Raw genomic sequence first — 20,654 nt, 5'->3', positions numbered from 1 at the left:
ATCTAATATTTATAAGGTGATGAGAAACTTGTTTTGTATTTATCAATGACTTTTCCATTTTCATCCACCAATCCAATAACGATTAATTCCTTATAGGATTTTACCTCGTTTTGTGGAATTTTCAAATAGAATTTCCCTTGAATAATTTCTCCTTTATCTAACGTTAAATTATTATCACCAATGAACATTTCAATTTGAGAATTTTCGTGTGATAATAATTTGATTTTTACGACTTGATCAACTGTTGTTTTATTGTATAACGTATACTCGAATTGGTTTACGTAATATTGACCTTCTGATCTAAAATCGGTACCAGGAACTTTTAAGTATTTTGATTCGACAGAAGAGCGTGTCACTAAGAAAGCCGTCATAATTCCTAATAAAGCAACTAAAGCAAATGTGTAAGCTCCTAATCGTTTCGTAAATTTAAATTTCTCTCCTTTCTTAATGTTATCTTCAGATGCATATCGAATTAATCCTGTAGGAAGTCCCACTTTAAGCATCACTTCATCACAGGCATCAATACATGCCGTACAGTTCACACATTCCAATTGAATCCCATTACGAATATCAATTCCTGTAGGACAAACCGCCACACATTGTCCACAATCAATACAGTCTCCTTTACCAGCAGCTATACGATCTTCATTCTTTTTAAATTTTGCACGACCAGCAGTACGCTCACCACGTTTGTAATCGTACGTTACATTAATGGTTTGTGAATCGATTAATACTCCTTGCATACGACCGTAAGGACATACTAACGTACAAGCTTGTTCTCTAAACCATGCGAAAACAAAATAGAATGCTCCTGTGAAAAGAATTAGAACAAAAAATGTTGTGAATTCTTCAATTGGTCCATGTTTTATTAATTCGATTAATGCTTCTTTCCCTACAATATAGGCCAAGAAGACATTTGAGATTAAAAATGATATAATTGCAAAAATGGTCCATTTTAATAATTTTTTACGAATCTTTTCTTCGTCCCATTCTTGCTTATCCAAACGCATTTGTTTTGCACGGTCCCCTTCAATAGCATATTCTATTTTACGGAAAACCATTTCTAAGAAAATGGTTTGAGGACATACCCATCCACAGAAAAGACGTCCGTAAGCCATTGTAAATAAAATGACAAATATAAAAGTGGCAATACCACCAATAGCCAACAAAAAGAAATCGGATGTAAAGAAAGGATATCCAAGGATAATAAACTCTCGTTTCAATACATCAAACTTTAGGATAGGATTCCCGTTGGGTAAAGTAATGAATGGTGTAATAAATAAAATGGCCAATAAGAGATAACTTACGTAAGTACGACGATCTGTAAATTTCCCTTTGGGTTTTCTTGGATATACCCATTTTCTCTTTCCGGACTTCTCCATTGTTCCAATGGAATTACGTACCTCTTCGTCCATTTGGTAATCGATATCCAAATGTACATCATCCTGAATTTTATCTTTATTATCTTTATCTGATGCACTCATAATGATTGCTTTAAATTCTTATCAAATTTACGACTAAAAAAAGAAAGAGAGCTTATAAATAAGCTCTCTTTCTTGTGATATTTATTTGTTTATAAACAAATTATTTTTGTTTCCACTTGTCAACTAAGTCTCCTTGAGGTGCAGCAGCACCATCAGCTTCAGTTAACGTTTTTTCTACTTGGTTAATGTGGTACACATAAGAAGCAACTTTTTCAATTGCTAAACCAGATAATTCTTTACGTTGTCCGAAAGGTCTCATCTGAGGGTTGTGAGGTGCACCATTATACACGATGTCATAGACATTGTAGAATAAATCTTCGTTTTGTTCGTGGTTGATCCAATAATCATCTGTTAAGTTTGGACCAATACCACCACGACCACCTTCTAAGTGACATTGTACACAGTTTTGTTTAAAGATTTTCCCTCCTTCTTCAACAATTGCAGGGTCGTTAGATTTATTTACAGCACCTTCGATAGTAATATCGTTAGCTTCTGCCCATTTAGCATCTCTTTCATCTAAGATAGCCATCTCTTCTTCGAACTCTCTATCCATGTGAGCAAAATCTGTAAACGCATAAGACATTACATAAGTAATACAGAATACTATACCAAAGTAAAATAATGATAACCACCATTGAGGTAAAGCATTATCTAACTCTTTAATACCATCAAAACCATGGTCGATAATGATTGCTTCTTCCTCTTCAGCAGATTGTTTTTTAGAAGCACTACCGAATAAACGTTTGAAGTATCCAATTTTAGCTTCAGCTAAATACTCTGCTTGTTGTTCTGGTGTTAATTGTTTAAACTTTTGTGTCTCTATAACTTTATTAAGTGCATTAATAATAAATAACATGACTAAAGCCACAGCTACTACTGCCCAAACAATTCCTTGCTGTACTACTGCACCTAAGTGAGTAAGTAAATTATTAACCATTCCTTTAAAACCTGGCTCAGCAATAGTTTCTACTGGCGTTACCATTGTGAAAGCTAGAATAACAGCTAACATTGTTAAAGGAATAAATATATAAGCCGGGGTACGTTGTTTCATTTTAGAGTTTTTTTATCGTTTTTCTCATTTACAATTTCTTCTTTCTCTAGATCAAGAGGAGCATGTTCAAACTCTTTATAATATCCTTTTGGTTTTTTCCATACGATGTAGAAAACTGCTACAAAGAACAGGATAAAAGCCAAAAGGATTAAAGTTTGATACAAACTTGCGTTATCATACTCAGAGAAAAACTCCTTGTAATATTTTAACATTAATTACTTGCCGTTTCGATTTGATCTGCCTTAATATCAGTTCCTAAACGTTGTAAGTAAGCAATTAAAGCTGTAATCTCACGGTTACGTAATGGAACGAACTCTTCACCAGCAGCCTTAGCTTCAGCTTCTTTTTTAGCCCATAAAGCTTTTAAGTCGCTTGCATCTTTAAAGATACTCTGCTCGATTGCTAACGCTTGACGATCCATAGAAACACGCATACTATCAAAATCTTCTTGTTCGTATGGAACTCCTAAAGAAACCATTGCTTTCATTTTATCCTTAGTTAAATCAGCTTTTAATGTATTTTCAGCTAACCAAGGGTAACGAGGCATGATTGAACCATCAGAAGTTTCACGTGGATTCCACATGTGTTTGTAGTGCCATGCATCTGGATTTTTACCTCCTTCACGGTGTAAATCTGGTCCTGTACGTTTAGACCCCCATAAGAATGGGTGATCGTATACGAATTCTCCAGCTTTAGAGTATTCACCGTAACGTTTTACTTCATCACGGAATGGACGAATCATCTGTGTGTGACAAGCATTACATCCTTCACGAATATATAAGTCACGACCTTCTAACTCTAATGGAGTATAAGGTTTGATACTAGAAATCGTTGGAATATTCGATTTTACTGTTAATGTAGGTACAATCTCTACTAAACCTCCAATTGCTAATGTTAAGATCGAACCGATTGTTAATACAATTGGCATACGTTCGATCCAAGTGTGAACTGTTTCACCTTCTGCACGAGATGCAGATTTTGGTGCTAATGCAGGAGCTGTTACCTCTTCGTTGTTTACGAAAGAACCTGCACGAACTGTTTTAATTACATTGATCACCATTAAAATTGCACCAGTTAAGTATAATGTACCACCAAATGCACGTAATGGATATAACCATTGTTTTAAGATCGTAACTGTTTGTAAGAAGTTACCGTAAGCTAATGTACCATCGTCAGCAAATTGTTTCCACATTAAACCTTGTGTCCAACCTGCAACGTACATTGGAATTACCCAGAATAAGATACCAAAAGTACCAATCCAGAAGTGTGCGTTAGCTAACTTAATAGAAGCTAATCTTGTGTTAAATAGCTTAGGAACTAAGAAATAAACCATACCAAAAGCCATAAACCCGTTCCATCCTAAAGTACCAACGTGTACGTGAGCAGGAACCCAGTCCGTAAAGTGACCGATTTTGTTTAAAGTTTTTGTTGCTAATAAAGGACCTTCGAATGTAGCCATACCATAACAAGTTAATGCTACAACGAAGAATTTTAATATAGGATTTTCTCTTACTTTATCCCAAGATCCACGTAATGTTAATAAACCATTTAACATACCACCCCAAGATGGAGCGATTAACATAATTGAGAATCCAGTACCTAAAGCTTGTGCCCACCCTGGCAATGCAGTGTATAATAAGTGGTGAGGTCCAGCCCAGATGTAGATAAAGATTAATGACCAGAAGTGGATAATCGATAACTTGTATGAGAATACAGGACGGTTAGCCGCTTTCGGTACAAAGTAGTACATTAAACCTAAGATTGGAGTAGTTAAGAAGAATGCAACTGCATTGTGTCCGTACCACCATTGTACTAAGGCATCTTGTACACCTGAATAAATAGAATAAGACTTAGGAGATGTTAAGCTAAATGTAACAGGTAATTCTAAGTTGTTGAATACGTGTAACATTGTAATACCAGCCCAAGTACCAATAAAGAACCAAATCGCAACGTATAAATGACGTACGCGACGTTTAGCAATAGTAAGGAACATTTGTGCACCAAATAATACCCAAACTAAAGCAATTAAAATGTCTATTGGCCATTCATGTTCAGCATACTCTTTTGAAGTATTATAACCTAAAATGAACGTCACAAAAGACGAAACAATAAATAATTGCCATCCCCAGAATACTGTCCAGCTCATTACATCGCTGTACATTCTAGTTTTTAACAATCTTTGTAATGAATAGTAAGCACCACTGAAGAAACAGTTACCTACGAAAGCAAATACTGCAAACGTGGTATGAATCATACGTAGCCTACCATAACCAAGCACCCCTTGAGAATTAACAAGACCTTGAATTCCTCCACCTAAACCACCTACGGTTCCGTCATCTGTACCAAAGATCATCTCCGGTAAAGTCGGGAAGAAAAGCAATGTCGCCACTAAAACCCCAAAGAAAAATGCCATAACTGCCCAAAATAATGTGGCATAAACGAAATACTTTACGATCTTATTGTCGTAACTAAAAGTCTGCATTTGCATTATGAGTCGATTTTATCTTTAGTTTTTTTATCTTCTTTCAACATTCGTACTGCTGGAGATTCATCATCATCAAATTGTCCCTTCTTGTACCCTATAAAAAAGAACAGAAGGAAGATTGCGCCCAATGAAACGCTCACCATTATCATCAATAATAATATCCCCATAACATTTACAAAATTACAAACCCTCAACTTCTTATCACAATGATTTTAGTCACAGGCCATTCTTGTAACCTAATTTAAAATCATTCTAAATTCCACTTATGGAAATATTCCGCCAAACGCGTGCTCGCCGTGGCAAAAATCAACACAGAAACTGAACTGATCGGCATCAATATTGCAGCCACTACAGGCTCTAAATACCCTGTAACTGCGAACGCTAGCCCAATTATATTATACGCAAAACTAATTACGAACGCAATCCAGATTAACTTGATCGAATGTTTCGATAAATATAGAAAATCTGAAATCAATTTAAACTTTCTTGCATCTAAAATACCATCACATGACGGAGAAAAACTATTCATATCATCCGAAATCGAAATTCCGACTGTAGATTGCTTTAATGCCCCCGCATCGTTTAGACCATCCCCTAGCATCAAAACTTTTTTTCCCTGCCCTTCTAGCGTTTTAATGTACTCTAATTTATCTGAAGGAGATTGATTAAACTGTAAGACGGCATTGGATGGGAAAATGGTTTCTAAATATTCTTTTTCGGAATCATTATCTCCCGAAAGTATGTGCAATTGGTACTGTCCTAACTGCTGAATTAATTCATTGAGCCCCTTACGGTATCGGTTTTTATAAACATATTTCCCGTACACCGTACCATTGATGGAAATATACACTTCAGTCTGATTCAGTGAGGTAACACCTTCCGCTTCCACAAAACTTCTTGAACCTACTTTGACAAATTGACCATCTACTATAGCCTGCTGCCCCTTTCCAACAATTTCTTCGTATTGTTCAACCATTGCAAAATCATTCACATTTAATTTGCGGTATAATGTTCGGCTCAACGGATGATTTGAGTTCCTTAACAAGGATCTGACTAACACCTGTAATTCCGTAGATAAGTCATTACCCTCGTACGATATATTGGCATCATCACTCTCGGTAATTGTTCCGGTTTTATCAAAAACGATATCGGTTACTTTGGCTAAATTTTCAATGGCCGCCGTATTTTTTACATAAAATTTCTTGTTCCCGAAGATGCGTAAAATATTCCCTAAAATAAATGGAGAAGATAATCCCAAAGCACAAGGACAAGCAATGATTAATATGGATGTAACCACTTTAAGAATCAACGAAGGATCCATAATCCACCAATACATTGCTGATATGAATGTAATTCCTAAAATAATTAAGGTAAAATATTGACTGATATGATTGGTTAATGCATTTAATTCCGATTCTTGTTTACTAAATGCATCATTATTCCAAAGCTGAGTCAAATAACTTTGATTCACTTCTGAAATAATTTCCAATTCAATGGCATGTCCTGATTGTTTTCCTCCTGCAAAGATTTTATCGCCCGATTTTTTGGGAATCAAACGAGATTCTCCTGTCACAAACGAATTATCAATCATCGCTTCACCTTTAATCAAGATCGCATCCGCAGGAATAATTTCTTCATTACGCACCAAAATACGATCCCCTTTTTTCAGATCAGATAAAAGAATTGGTTGTTCATTCCCATGATCCAAACGAGCTACAGCTACAGGATAGAACGATTTATAGTCACGATCAAATGCTAAAGACTTAATGGTCTGCTGTTGAAACCATTTTCCGGTTAACATCAAGAATAATAATGCAGCCAATGTATCAAAATATCCAGGCGACAAGTCAAAAATGATATCATAGGTAGATTTAAAGAAAATCACCAAGATTCCTAAAGCGATAGGCACATCAAGGTTAATGTGTTTATTCTTTAAGCCTTGCCATGCTGAACGGAAATAATCAGTCGATGAATAAAAAAATACGGGTAATGACAAAAAGAACATTGCCCAACGGAAAAATCCTTTATTTTCTTCTAACCATTGCTCTTTAACTTCTCCAAAGAAATCCACGTATTCTGGAAATGATAATAACATGATATTTCCGAAACAGAAACCTGCAACAACCAATTTACTGACCAATGAACGATCAACTTTCGAATGTTTCTTCTTATCAATCGATTTTAAACTAATCGAAGGTTTATATCCTAAATTGGTCATTAATCGAGCCACATCTCCTAAAGAAATTTCTTCATGATGGAAGGTAATTTGCACCGTTTTTTTCGTGAAATTAACATGGGAAGATATTACTGCTGGATTAATCGTTTCTAAGCTTTCTAACAACCAAATACATGATGTACAATGAATCACAGGCACCTCAAAAGTAACCACAGTGACTCCATCGTCCGAAAAATCCACCACTTTATCAAATATCTCTTTGGTATTTAAAAAGTCAAATTGATGGTCACCTCGGGCGTCAGGTCGTACTCCAGCACCTTGATTGATGTTGTAGTACTCACTCAAATTATTAATGTTTAAGACTTCATATACCGTCTTACAACCTTGACAACAGAATGCTTTTTGATCGAACTCAATTCGCTCTTCCTCAATTCTTTGTCTACAATGAAAACAATTCTCTGCCATATTCTTTTGCAAAATTACTTTCCTTTTAGGAGAATTAACCTTAACTTTGTATGAGATAAGTCATAACGTATAGCGATGTCAGAATTTAACGAGAACGTAGAATCAATCAAAAATCTATTTGAACATCCAGATAGTTTAGGTGTTTTTACTAAGGAAGAATTAATTGAGTTTGAACAGGAGAAGAAGATTCTAACATTGAAGAAGGGTGACGAGATCATCCAAGAGGGCGCAACTCCTAAAGGTATTTACTGCATTATTAAAGGTACTGCTAAGTTATTTAAAATTGGTTTCAATGGAAAAGAACAGATCTTACGCTTTGCAAATGCCGGTGATATTATTGGATATCGATCGATTTTAAGTCAAGAATCTTTTGGTGCGTCAGCAACAGCAATGAATCCAACGGAAATTTACTACATTCCGGAAAAATTCTTTTTACGCTTACTAGAATTAAACCCAAAATTAGCATTCGATATTTTACAACGTATTGCAAAAGATTTGGGGGAATATGCACGAACAATTACATATTTAGCACAAAAAACGGTAAGAGAACGTTTGGCTGAAGTCTTGTTATTGTTAGAAGCAAAATTAGGTACAGATAAAGATGGATTTATCAATATTTCGTTGACTCGAGAAGAGATGGCGAATTTAATTGGTACAGCAACAGAATCTGCTATTCGTTTGATTTCTGAATTTAAAACAGATGAACTAATTGAAGTTGAAGGTCGAAAAATTAAAATTTTAGATCATCATAAATTAACCAAATTAGGACACGTCATTCTTTAGAAAATTTAAAATAAATAGGGCTTTAATTATTTAAAGCCTTTTTTTATGTCCTGTTAATTCCAATTGAAGCAAAAAAGTGATTCTTGGGATTTAATTTTCATATCAATTGATGTTGATATGAAAAATAAATCTATTTTTGGGGTGATTTAACACTCAGAAATTAATTAACACATATTTTTATGAAGGACAACTACATTTCTTCTAAAAATTCGCGTACAGTTGACTCTAAACCTTTTATAGATCAATTAAAGCGAAACTTTAGAAATTGTGTGGGAACTTTAATGCTAACGGCTACGCCAATGGCTACAATGTATGCGCAAACCAACCCGGTTCCGCAACAAGTTCCCTATACACAAAATTTTGATGTTTTACCTGGAAACAGTGCTACTTTACCTGCAGGATGGGCAGGATGGAAACTGGATGGACAATTAGGGTTATCATTCTCAGGAACCGCCACTGCAAATACTACTTTTGCCGCAGGAAATAATAATTCGACAGCACCAGGTTTATACGACATGGTGGGGAAATTAGGATTTTTAAGCACGAACGGTTCACGTTCAGTTCCAGTATTATCAATTAAAACCCATGAACGAAAAGATATCGTTTTAAAATATGATATCAATGTACAGCGCGTTAACAGTAATCGTTCCTTGATCGTACGTTTACAATATCGTGTGGGCAATACTGCTACATTTATTGATCTACCAGAGTATGATTTTACCTTTACAGGACCTGGAACTGGTGCAAATATAGGAAATGGTGTTGCATCGTACATTACAGAACAACGTGTTGTAACTTTACCTCCAGATGTGGCCTTCCAAGATGAAGTCCAATTCCGTTGGGTAACGGCAAGACCGGTTAATAATCAAGGAAGTGGAGACAACCATAGTTTTTCAATTGACAATGTAGAAGTTACCGGAAATACACCTCCAGATTTACCAGTACCTTTCCCATATACTGACCAGTTCGATACAAGTAATTGGATGTTAATCAATGGGGAGCAGGTCAATAAATTCCATGTTGGCACACCAACAAGCACTACAATTGATTTTGAAAACAATGGAAAATTATTTATCTCAAATAATGGTACCGATGCCAATTATACTAAAAATTCAGCATCAATTTCTTATGCTTATAAAAATGTAACTCTTCCTGCAAATATCGAAACTGCTCGTCTTTCATTCAAATGGATGGCGCGAGGAGAATCGGGAGTATGGGATTATGGACGTTTTTATATTGTTCCTGAAAGTTCACCAGTACCAGTTGCTGGGGCTGAAGTGACTGGAAGAACTGAAAGAGATATTCCAAACGCGGTATATTATGCAACATTGCAACCTGGTACAGGTAACTCTACCTACCCATTTGCATTATACAATCAAGGAAATGCTTATACAGGAGTATTCTCTACAGCTGCACACAAATATGAAGACAATTTCGTTGACCTTTCTAGTTTAGCGGGTCAAACGGTACGTTTGGTTTTCATGTGGAGAAATGATTCAGGAGGTGGTAACGATCCTGCTCTAGTCGTTGATGACTTTAATTTTGATTATACACCAAACTGTGTTAGTCCAAATATTAATGCAACAACAAATATTGAAGGAAGAACTGCTCAATTGAATTGGACATCAACGGCAACTAACTTTGAATATTACATTTCTACTACAAATACTGAACCTACTGCAAATACTGAAGCAACAGGTACAGCTACAGGAAACAATGTTATAGTTACAGGACTAAGCCCAGTCACACAATATTACGCATGGGTAAGAGCTGTTTGTGATGGAAATGAAACATCAGATTGGTCTGCTTCAACAACATTTACAACTTTAATTTCATGTCCTGCTCCTACAGCATTAACAACTACAAATATTACTCCAAATGGTGCCGAAATTAGTTGGACATCTACTTCTACAGGTTTTGAATATATTGTTACAACAACAAATACAGCTCCTGAAGTTTCTGCCACTGGTACCGTAGTAAATACAAATTCTGTAACTTTAACTGGATTAGATGATACTACTACGTATTATTGGTGGGTAAGAGCAGTTTGCGATACAGATGATAAGTCAACTTGGGTAGGTTCTACTTTCCAAACGTTACAAATCCCTGCTTCATTCCCATACTCAGACAATTTTAATCAAGCGAAATGGGTATTTGCTAATGGCACACAAACCAACAAATTTTATATCGGTACGCCAGAAGGAGCTAATAATGTAACATATGCTGATAATAAGTTATTTGTTTCTAATAATGGGACTAACAATAGTTATGCAACAACTGCATCATCTGTATATGCTTATCGAGACATCACTTTACCAGCTGATATTACTTTAGCTAAGATTTCTTTTGATTGGATTTTAAAAGGAGAAGGAGGTGCTACTTCAACATCTACTCCTTATGATTACGGAAGATTCTATATCGTACCTACAACTGTTACTCCTAACGCTGGTACAAATTTAGGATATGAGGAAAATATACCTAACGCCATTTATTCGTTAAGAAACAATCCTGTTACGACACCTACAGGTCGAAAACATTACTTACTATATAATCCATCACATACTTATACAGGTGCATTTGAAGAAATAGCACACAAATATGTAGATGAAGCGGTAAATTTAACAGGATTGGGAGGTCAAACGGTCCGTTTAATTTTCTTCTTTAGAAATGACTCAGGAGCTTATCCTCCATCATTAGCTATTGATAATTTTGAGATTACTGAAGCCCCTTCATGTTTAACGGTTTCTGATCTAGATGCAACTAATATTACATTTAATCAAGCGACATTAAACTGGGTAGGAAATGCTGAATCTTACACTTATTATTTATCAACAACAAACACGGTTCCTACAGGTGATGTTGGTACAACAACTACAGATCTAACTGTAAATGCAACAGATTTAGAAGCATCTACAACTTACTATTGGTGGATAAAAGCAGCTTGTGATGCAACAAACACTTGGGTTGCTGGACCTTCATTTACAACGAATTCCGCTCCTTCTGCTTTCCCATTTACGGATAATTTTGAAACGTCTAATTGGACATTTGTTAATGGAACACAAACCAATAAATTTTATGTAGGAACTCCAGAAACTTCAGGAAATATCACTTTTGATAATAGTAAATTATTTATTTCAAATAATGGCACAAAAGCTGAATATGGAGCTACAACGAATCATACGTATGTTTATAAAGATGTAATCTTACCAACTGATCTTACATTAGCGAAATTAACATTTAAATGGTTAGCGGCAGGAGAGTCGAATCCATGGGATTATGGTCGTTTTTATATCACTACGACAGATGTAACTCCAGAAGCAGGAATAGAAATTGATCGAATCACCCCTACTGTTCCTAACTCTATTTTTAATGCACATCACAACCTTAGATCGACTAATACATTTGCATTCTATAAAGGTAGCGCTTATGAAGCAGGTTCATTTAATGAGCAAGCTCATACATACTTAAAAGAAGATTTAGATTTATCTGAATATGCAGGACAAACGGTACGCTTAGTATTCTACTGGAGAAATGATGGTTTAACACAAACTCAACCTTCTTTAGTTGTAGATGATTTCGAGCTAACTTACGCTCCATCTTGTTTAACACCTGTAAATCTATCAGTTTCTGACGTAAGTAGTAATTCAGCTTCATTAAGTTGGAATGGTAATTCTGAACAGTATACATATTTCTATTCAACAACTAATGTGTTACCTGAAACTGGATTCACAACGTCAGAACAAAACATTACGATAGAAGGTTTAGAATCGAATACAACTTATTATTGGTGGGTAAAATCCGTTTGTGATAATGATACTACTGCAGCAGAAGGACGACCATTTACGACATTAATAGCTCCAAAATCATATCCATTTACAGATAACTTTAATGGTACAAATGATTGGATTTTAGTAAATGGTACACAAACAAATAAATTTGAAATTGGTACACCTGTAAATTCACAATTGACATTTGAAGATGGAGCTTTATTTGTATCGAACAATGGGATATCAAATACGTATACGATCAACTCTGCTTCATCATCATATGCCTATGTAGATGTCGTAGTTCCAACAGATGTGGATTCAACAGAATTAGCTTTTGATTGGTATAACAAAGGAGAATTACTTTCTTCAACTTATTATGATTTTGGACGAATTTTCGTTACTCCAATATCATACACTCCTACAGCTGGTACAACTATTGCTTTCGATGGTTCAATAGAAGGTCAATATTTTGCATCTTCACCATTACAAGGGTCAACAGGTACTGGAAGTACATTCAACGAAGCTAAAGGTCAGTTTACAACGACTTTAGATTTATCTGAACAAGCTGGGCAAACGGTTCGTTTAATATTTTATTGGAGAAATGATAGTTCATCTGGAATTCAGCCACCATTAGCTATCGATAATTTCTACTTTGGTCCAGTGCGTGATTTAGGTACAAATCATTTATCGAACTCAAACTTTGAGTACTATCCAAATCCAGTTCAAAATGAATTAAACATTAAAGGTGATCAAACAATTTCATCGATTGAATTATTTAATTTAACAGGACAAGTGGTAAACCAAGTAAAAGTTGATGCAAAATCTTATACATTAAACACTTCTAAATTATCAGCAGGTGTGTATATGGTACGCGTAGCCTTTGAAAACGGAACAACAAAAACAGTAAAAATCATTAAGAAATAATTATAATCTTAATTGATTATTTACATTATATGTGCGCCTCGAGAAAATTCTCGAGGCGCATTTTATTTTATTTTTTTATAGGTATTCAAAAAATAAAATATCAATATTGAATAATAGATAGAAAAAACAAAATTATCCTATCCTTTTCAAAACCACTAAAATTAAGATGTTCAGCTCTATTTTAATCCATCTTAATAGCTATTTAAAAGTAATTAATTAAAATATAGTCAATTATGGTTTTATGTTAAAAGAAAAAAAATTATATTAGTTCCAATTAACACTAATATTAATTAACACATATTTTATGATGAACAACTACTCTTCATCTAAAATTTCGCGTAAAAAGAATTCGAATGATTTTTTCAATCAATTAAAGCGAAACTTTAGATCAGGTGTAGGTACTTTATTGTTTGCAGCGACCCCTGCAGCGTTTTTATACGCACAGACCAATCCTGTACCTCAACAAGTACCTTACACACAAAACTTTGACAACTTAACTGGTGCAAACCCTTCGTATCCTGCGGGATGGGCAGGTTGGCGATTAGATGGAAACTTAAATACCTATTTCGATGCTTTACCTGTAGCCGACGCAACGTTTGGTGTGGGGAATAATAATACCACAGCTCCAGGGATTTACGACATGGTCGGCAAATTAGGGTTCTTAACAACTACTGGACAGCGAACTGCTCCAGCATTAGCCATTAAAACCCTAGAAAAGAAAAACATTGTAGTAAAATACAAAATCAATGTACAACGTGTAAACAGTAACCGCGGATTAGCTGTAAAACTACAATATCGCGTTGGACAAACAGGTAATTTTACAGATGTCAATGAATCATTATTTGAATATTATGGAGCAGGAGAAGGTGTAAATATCGGTACAGGAGTTGCCGCATTAGAAACCCACGAAAGAGAAGTTACCTTACCTGCTGATGTTGAATTACAACCAGAAGTACAATTACGTTGGGTAGTTGCCCGCACGGTTAACAATCAAGGAAGTGGAGATAATCACAGTTTCTCAATCGATGATGTGATTATTGAAGGAACTACACCTCCTGATTTACCAGTTCCTTTCCCTTACCGTGATCAGTTCAATCATGACACCTGGGTGATAAATAACGGAACAGATCAAATTAACCGATTTAAAATTGGTACTCCAGCTACTGCTTCAGGAATTACATTCGCAGATAGTAAATTATACATTACAAATGCATTTCATTCAGATACGAGTGGTCCAACTTACAATGCAGGAATAACTGACAGCTATGCTTATAAAGATATTATCATTCCTGAAGGGATTACTACTGCCAGACTTTCATTCAAATGGTTAGCGAAAGGAGAAAGTACTTATGACTTTGGTCGCTTTTACTTAGTTCCAGCTTCAACAACTCCTCCATCCAATGGGACAGGTATTTCAAGTAATGGAACAACAGCAGTCCCTAATTCATTTTATAATGCTCGTTTAACACGATCTTCTAATTATTTCTTATTGAATGAACCTAATTTTTCAGGATCAGGAGCATTTGAAAGTATTGCATATGAATACAGAGACAATATGGTAGATCTTTCTGAATTTGCAGGTCAAACCATTCGAGCAGTATTTTATTGGAAAAATGATACGAGTATTCAAAATAATCCAAGTTTAATCATTGATGATTTTGTATTGGATTATACACCAACATGTCTTAATCCTACCTTTACAGCAACAACAAATATTGAAGGACGTTCGGCACAGTTGAACTGGGAATCAACCGGAAATAATTTTGATTACTATATTTCGACATCGCCATCTGCACCTACGGAAACTACAACACCAACAGGAAACACCCAATCTAATTCAGTTGTGGTTACAGGATTAAATGCAACAACACAATATTATGCTTGGGTACGAACAATTTGTGGTCCAAATGATGTTTCAGAATGGTCTTCATCCACAACATTTACAACGACAATTTCTTGTCCTGCTCCAACCGAATTAACAAATACTGCGGTAGGAAGCAATACGGCTGCTATTACGTGGACATCAAGTGCTCAAGAATTTAAGTATTATGTATCGACTACAAATACAGCTCCAACAGCTGAAACAGAAGGTACAACTGTCACTCAGAATAGTGCTACATTAACAGGATTAACACCTGGAACAACATACTATTGGTGGGTAAAAGCTGTTTGTGAGACAGACGACGTATCGGCATGGTCTTCTGTACAAACGTTTTCGACATCACAAGCCAATACAGCATTCCCTGTAATCGATAATTTTAATTCAACGAGTGATTGGACTAGTTTTGGAAGAAGTACAACAACTGGCACACAAAGTAATCAGATCTCTAAATTTTATATTAACACACCAACATCAATTACTTTAGGTTCAGGAACAACAGCAGGAACATTAACATTCGGAGATGGTAAATTATTTGTTTCGTATGATGCAGCAAATTTATCTCCTTCATACACTAATTATAGTTTAGCTTATGCGTATAAAGATGTGACTTTACCTGCTGATTTAACGATTGCTAATTTATCGTTTAAATGGATGTTTAAAGGAGAAGGTGTTGCTGATTATGGTCGTTTCTTAATTATTCCAACGACACAACCTTTAGATAATGGGGTGGCGATTGGAAATTCTACAACGGCATTTAATAACATTTATACTTTTAATAACAATCCGTATCAGTCATCAACAGCAAATAAAACATTAATCAATTATCCATCAGCAGCAAATACAATATTTAATGGTGCATTTGAATCAAAAGCACATGTTTATGAAGATTTGGCCGTTGATTTATCACAGTATGCTGGACAAACAGTTCGTTTATTATTCTATTTTAGAGCCGATCTATCGATTATTAATAATCCATCGTTAATTATCGATGATTTTAAATTTGATTATCCTGCAGCTTGTGCAGCTCCTACTGCTGTAACTTCTACAAATGTAACAGCGAAAACTGCGGATGTTTCATGGACTGCATCGGTTTCAGATCCTGCGAATGGATATGAATATTATTATTCAACAAACTCAACAACTCCAGAAGATACGGTTGATGCTACTGGTACTTCAACAGGAACTACAACTACTTTATCTGGATTAACTCCCGATGCTACGTATTACGTTTGGGTAAGATCGGTTTGTTCCCCTACAAGCAAATCAAGTTGGTCTACTACAGTTCATTCATTTACAACTGCAATTGCATGTGATGCGCCAACTGCACCAGTAACTTCTGATATTACGACAAATTCAGCAACCTTAGGATGGACATCTACTGCGGAAAATTTTGAATATATTTTATCAACGACTAATATAGAACCGACATTAGATTCAGAAGGTACAGCTGTAACAGGAAATACAGTAACTGTAAATGATTTAACACCTAACACGACTTATTATTGGTTTGTACGAACTAATTGTGGTACTGAGGATGGTCCTTCGCGTTGGACAACTGTTAGTACATTTACAACAGCTCAAAATCCTGCTGCATTCCCATATGTGGATAATTTTGATGAAGCACAATGGGTATTTATTAATGGAACTCAAACAAACAAGTTCTATGTCGGTACACCTGAAACTACTAATGGAGTGACGTATGCTGATAATAAATTATTTGTCTCTGAAAATGGAACTACAAATACTTATGCGACGTCAGCATCTTCTGTCTATGCTTATCGTGATATCACTTTACCAACAGATTTAACAAATGCTAAAATATCATTTGATTGGATTTATAAAGGGGAAGGTGGTACAGGATCGGGAACACCTTATGATTATGGACGTTTTTATATTATTCCAACATCAGTTTTACCAACAGCTGGTACAAACTTAGGATTCGTTGAAGAAATTCCTAACGCTATTTATTCGTTAAGAAACAATACTGTTCCTGTAGATCGTAGAAATTATTTATTATACAATCCTTCAGCTTCATACGAAGGGGCATTTGAAGAGATTGCACATCATTATAATGATCAAGTAATTGATTTATCAGAATTTGCAGGTCAAACGGTTCGTATGGTATTCTTCTTTAGAAATGATTCAGGAATCTATCCTCCTTCATTGGCCATTGATAATTTCGTTATTGATTATACACCAAACTGTATTCAACCAACTCAATTAACTGCTTCTAATATCTCAGATTCTGAAGCGACTATCTCATGGGTAGGAAACACTGAAGGTTATCAATACCATGTATCCACTACAAATGAAGCACCAACTGCTGAATTTGTGGGAACTGCAAGTACAACGACTACAATTGATTTAGAAAACTTAACAGCAAATACAAGATATTACTGGTGGGTAAAATCAATTTGTGAAGATTCGACATCTACATGGGCAGCTGGAGAGCCATTTACAACTTCTCGATCAACTCAAAGTTTCCCTTTTGAAGATACATTTGAATCAGAAAACTGGACGCTAGTAAATGGTACACAATCCAATAAGTTCATGATCGGAACGCCTATTGAAAGTGCCTTAACATTTACAAACAATGCATTGTTCATATCAAATAACACCACTTCGAATACGTATGATAACACTTCAGCAAGTGCAACATTCGCGTATGTAGACGTTCAATTACCGAGTGATATCACAACTGCAAATGTTAACTTTAATTGGTATGCTCAAGGTGAAAGTACTTTTGATTTCGGAAGATTCTTTATCGTTCCTACATCATACTTACCAGTAGCGGGTACAACTATTTCTGCGACAGGAACGATTGCTAATCAAATCTTTGGATCGGATAAGTTAAATTTAGCGACAGGAACAAGTACTTCATTTGAAAATGCTCAATCTACATTTACAAGTACAGCTATTGATGTAAGCGCTTTTGCAGGACAAAAAGTTCGATTAGTATTTTATTGGAAAAATGATTCTTCTGTAGGAACTCAACCCCCTTTAGCTATTGATAACTTCTACTTTGGACCAGCAGAAGACTTATCAACTGGAAACCTTGTAAAAGGAGATTTTGTTTATTATCCTAACCCAGTTCAAAATGAATTAAATATTAAAGGTGATCAAATGATTTCATCTGTTGAATTATTTAATTTAACGGGACAAGTGGTGAACCAAGTAAAAGTAAATGCTAAATCTTATACATTAAACACTTCTAAATTAACAGCAGGTGTGTATATGGTTCGCGTAGCCTTTGAAAATGGTACTACAAAAACGGTAAAAATTATTAAGAAATAATCTTTTTGTATCACACAAAAAAAGCCTCGGAATTCCGAGGCTTTTTTTTTCGATTACTATAATGAATTAAGCATGATATTTTTTAAAAAATTGATTTAAAAGACGGATTCCAACACCTGTCCCTCCTAATCCTTTGTAATTTTCTGTGGCTGTGGTAAAAGCTGGACCAGCAATATCTAAATGGACAAATGGATAAGTTGTAAAATGCTCCAAGAATTTACCTGCTGTGATCGTTCCAGCATAACTTCCTCCAATATTTTTAAGGTCTGCAACTGATGATTTTAATTGTTCTTTATAATCATCCCATAACGGTAATTCAACCAAACGTTCGTACACTTCATTTCCTGCAGTTTTTAATTGCCCATTGATTTCTTCACCTGCATTACTCATCATACAAGACGCTCTTACACCTGCTGCAACTAAAGCAGCTCCTGTTAATGTTGCTGCATTTACAATTAAAGCAGGTTCATATTGATTGGCATATGCAATTGCATCCGCTAAAATCATTCGACCTTCGGCATCTGTATTTAATACTTCTACAGTTGTACCATCATACATTGTTACCACATCTCCAGGGGCATATGCATCTCCTCCTGGTCGGTTATCTGTTGCAGGAATTAAGGCAATGATATGTAAGTCTAATTGATTCAATGCAGCTGCATAGATTGCCCCTGCCATACAAGCGGCTCCTCCCATATCCGATTTCATTAAATCCATTGAATTGGGAGTCGGTTTTAAACTTAATCCTCCTGTATCATATACCACACCTTTCCCTACTAAGACAATTGGTTTTTCATTTCTTGGATGATTGGGTTTATATTCTAAAACTGTAAAAGTTGGTGGAACAACAGAACCTTTATTTACGGCTAAAAGCCCACCCATTTTTAAGCTTTCGATTTTTTCTTTCTGATATACTTTTACTTTAATTGATGCTTCTTTTGCAATTTCTTCTAGCTCTTTGGCTAATTGTACTGCTGTTAAGTAAGAATTTGGTTCATTGACCATATCTCTTCCCCAATACACCGCTTTAATAATATTATTCATCTCTATAACTCGAGATTCTGTAACTTCACCAACAATCTCTACTTGGTTTAAAGCGTATTCTTTTTCATCCGCATCTTTAAAATATTTTAAAAATTGATAATTGGATAATTCAATTCCTTCCGCTACTGCAATAGCCTGCTCACCATTCCCAACAATGACTACTTTCGCAGCATCTTTATTTAATTGCTGACGAACATTAAATCCATTTACACGCAATGGTTCTATTGCTTGATTTGCATCAATCAATGCAATGGTTTGTTTGCCTAATTTGATGTAATCAAATTTTGAATCACTTGCTTTAAAATCTTCCACAATATTTTGGATGATCTCATGATTCTCAACCTTAAAATCAGAAGACTTATCGATTAAGAACACTACATTATCTTGTAAAGTATATGTTTGTGATAAAAGTATCATGCTTTAAAATTTTAGGTTTCAAAAGTACGAAAACGAAAACTGAATTATTCCACTTTTTTCTTTGTATTTTTGATTTCAATCTCACAATAATTATGCTCTATCACGAAACTATAGGACAAGGAAAAACCATCGTTTTCTTACACGGTTTTATGGAAAATCATAAAATATGGAATCCTTTTATTCCTACTTTATCATCAAAATTTCGGGTCATTTTAATTGATCTTTCAGGTCACGGTAAAAGTGAAGTCGCGCGAGAGATAAATACCATAGAAGATATGGCGGATGATGTGATAGAAGTTTTGAATCATCTTCAAATTAAACAAGCAACTTTTGTTGGGCATTCGATGGGAGGCTATGTCAGTTTAGCCATTGCTGATGTTTATTCACAATATGTTGATCAACTCGTTCTTGTGAATTCTACAACTTTACCGGATTCTAAAGATAAAAAAGAACAACGCCTTAAAGTGATTCCAACCATTCACCGCAATTACCCGTTATTTGTCAAGCTGAGTATTCCCATGCTTTTCAGTGAAGATTTAAAACCTCAACTGACAGAAGAAATGAATACCCTAAAAGCCATTGCTTTAGAAACTTCCATCGAAGGTGTTGAAGCGGCCCTAAAAGGTATAAAAGAGCGTCCTGATCGTACATCCATTCTATATGATGCTGATTTTCCGGTACTGATTTTAAATGGCGAAAAAGATACCACGATTGATGTTGAACTATTCGCTACCGTAATTCCTAAAAAAGATAATATTAATATCGTACAATTAAATTGCGGACACGTCGCCTTTATGGAACAAAAAGATCAGTTTATCGAAAATTTAACTGAATTTTTAAACGCATAAAAAAAGAGCTCATCAGAGCTCTTTTTTCTATTAT

General features: G+C 35.2%; 11 protein-coding genes. 4 read left to right on the top strand and 7 right to left on the bottom strand.

Translation table 11 applies throughout. The features are described from left to right. Positions 1–2 precede the first annotated feature (2 nt). The 6 genes from ccoG to AC1QSP_RS11480 all read right to left on the bottom strand — a co-directional run bounded on the left by ccoG (position 3) and on the right by AC1QSP_RS11480 (position 7,661). Entirely contained in the window at positions 3–1,484 is a 1,482-nt protein-coding gene (ccoG, locus tag AC1QSP_RS11505; RefSeq protein WP_484078815.1) for a cytochrome c oxidase accessory protein CcoG, read from the bottom strand. Between the two features lie 100 nt (positions 1,485–1,584). Beyond that, entirely contained in the window at positions 1,585–2,535 is a 951-nt protein-coding gene (locus AC1QSP_RS11500) for a cbb3-type cytochrome c oxidase N-terminal domain-containing protein (RefSeq protein WP_484078814.1), read from the bottom strand. Continuing rightward, complete coding sequence (locus tag AC1QSP_RS11495) at positions 2,532–2,747, bottom strand: cbb3-type cytochrome c oxidase subunit 3 (RefSeq protein ID WP_484078813.1); 216 nt, start codon at positions 2,745–2,747, stop codon at positions 2,532–2,534. Before AC1QSP_RS11495 ends, AC1QSP_RS11500 begins: the two co-directional genes overlap by 4 nt. Beyond that, entirely contained in the window at positions 2,747–5,023 is a 2,277-nt protein-coding gene (gene ccoO, locus AC1QSP_RS11490) for a cytochrome-c oxidase, cbb3-type subunit II (RefSeq protein ID WP_484078812.1), read from the bottom strand. Before ccoO ends, AC1QSP_RS11495 begins: the two co-directional genes overlap by 1 nt. Then, complete coding sequence (gene ccoS, locus AC1QSP_RS11485) at positions 5,023–5,187, bottom strand: cbb3-type cytochrome oxidase assembly protein CcoS (RefSeq protein WP_322971134.1); 165 nt, start codon at positions 5,185–5,187, stop codon at positions 5,023–5,025. The genes ccoO and ccoS overlap by 1 nt, the downstream gene beginning before the upstream one ends. A gap of 80 nt (positions 5,188–5,267) precedes the next feature. Further along, positions 5,268–7,661 carry a heavy metal translocating P-type ATPase gene (locus AC1QSP_RS11480; RefSeq protein ID WP_484078811.1) on the bottom strand — a complete coding sequence of 798 codons (2,394 nt, stop codon included), beginning with the start codon at positions 7,659–7,661 and terminating at the stop codon, positions 5,268–5,270. Positions 7,662–7,736: 75 nt separating this feature from the next. On the opposite strand from AC1QSP_RS11480, the gene AC1QSP_RS11475 reads away from it, so the two are divergent. The 3 genes from AC1QSP_RS11475 to AC1QSP_RS11465 all read left to right on the top strand — a co-directional run bounded on the left by AC1QSP_RS11475 (position 7,737) and on the right by AC1QSP_RS11465 (position 18,311). Further along, a complete protein-coding gene (locus AC1QSP_RS11475) occupies positions 7,737–8,444 on the top strand; it encodes a Crp/Fnr family transcriptional regulator (RefSeq protein WP_322971138.1) in 708 nt (235 codons plus the stop codon). A gap of 179 nt (positions 8,445–8,623) precedes the next feature. Beyond that, entirely contained in the window at positions 8,624–13,135 is a 4,512-nt protein-coding gene (locus tag AC1QSP_RS11470) for a T9SS type A sorting domain-containing protein (protein WP_484078810.1), read from the top strand. A 304-nt stretch (positions 13,136–13,439) separates the two neighbouring features. Then, complete coding sequence (locus AC1QSP_RS11465) at positions 13,440–18,311, top strand: fibronectin type III domain-containing protein (protein WP_484078809.1); 4,872 nt, start codon at positions 13,440–13,442, stop codon at positions 18,309–18,311. Positions 18,312–18,377: 66 nt separating this feature from the next. On the opposite strand, the gene AC1QSP_RS11460 is transcribed toward AC1QSP_RS11465, so the two are convergent. Continuing rightward, entirely contained in the window at positions 18,378–19,772 is a 1,395-nt protein-coding gene (locus AC1QSP_RS11460) for a leucyl aminopeptidase family protein (RefSeq protein WP_484078808.1), read from the bottom strand. Positions 19,773–19,864: 92 nt separating this feature from the next. Here AC1QSP_RS11460 and AC1QSP_RS11455 point away from each other — a divergent pair, with 92 nt between their 5' ends. Then, positions 19,865–20,620, top strand: a complete 756-nt coding sequence (locus AC1QSP_RS11455) for an alpha/beta fold hydrolase (RefSeq protein ID WP_484078807.1) — start codon at positions 19,865–19,867, stop codon at positions 20,618–20,620. The last annotated feature ends 34 nt before the right edge of the window (positions 20,621–20,654 follow it).

This window comes from Faecalibacter sp., from assembly GCF_057177045.1.
Note: the sequence above shows the minus strand (reverse complement) of the source record. Positions and strands in the feature narration are given on the sequence as shown.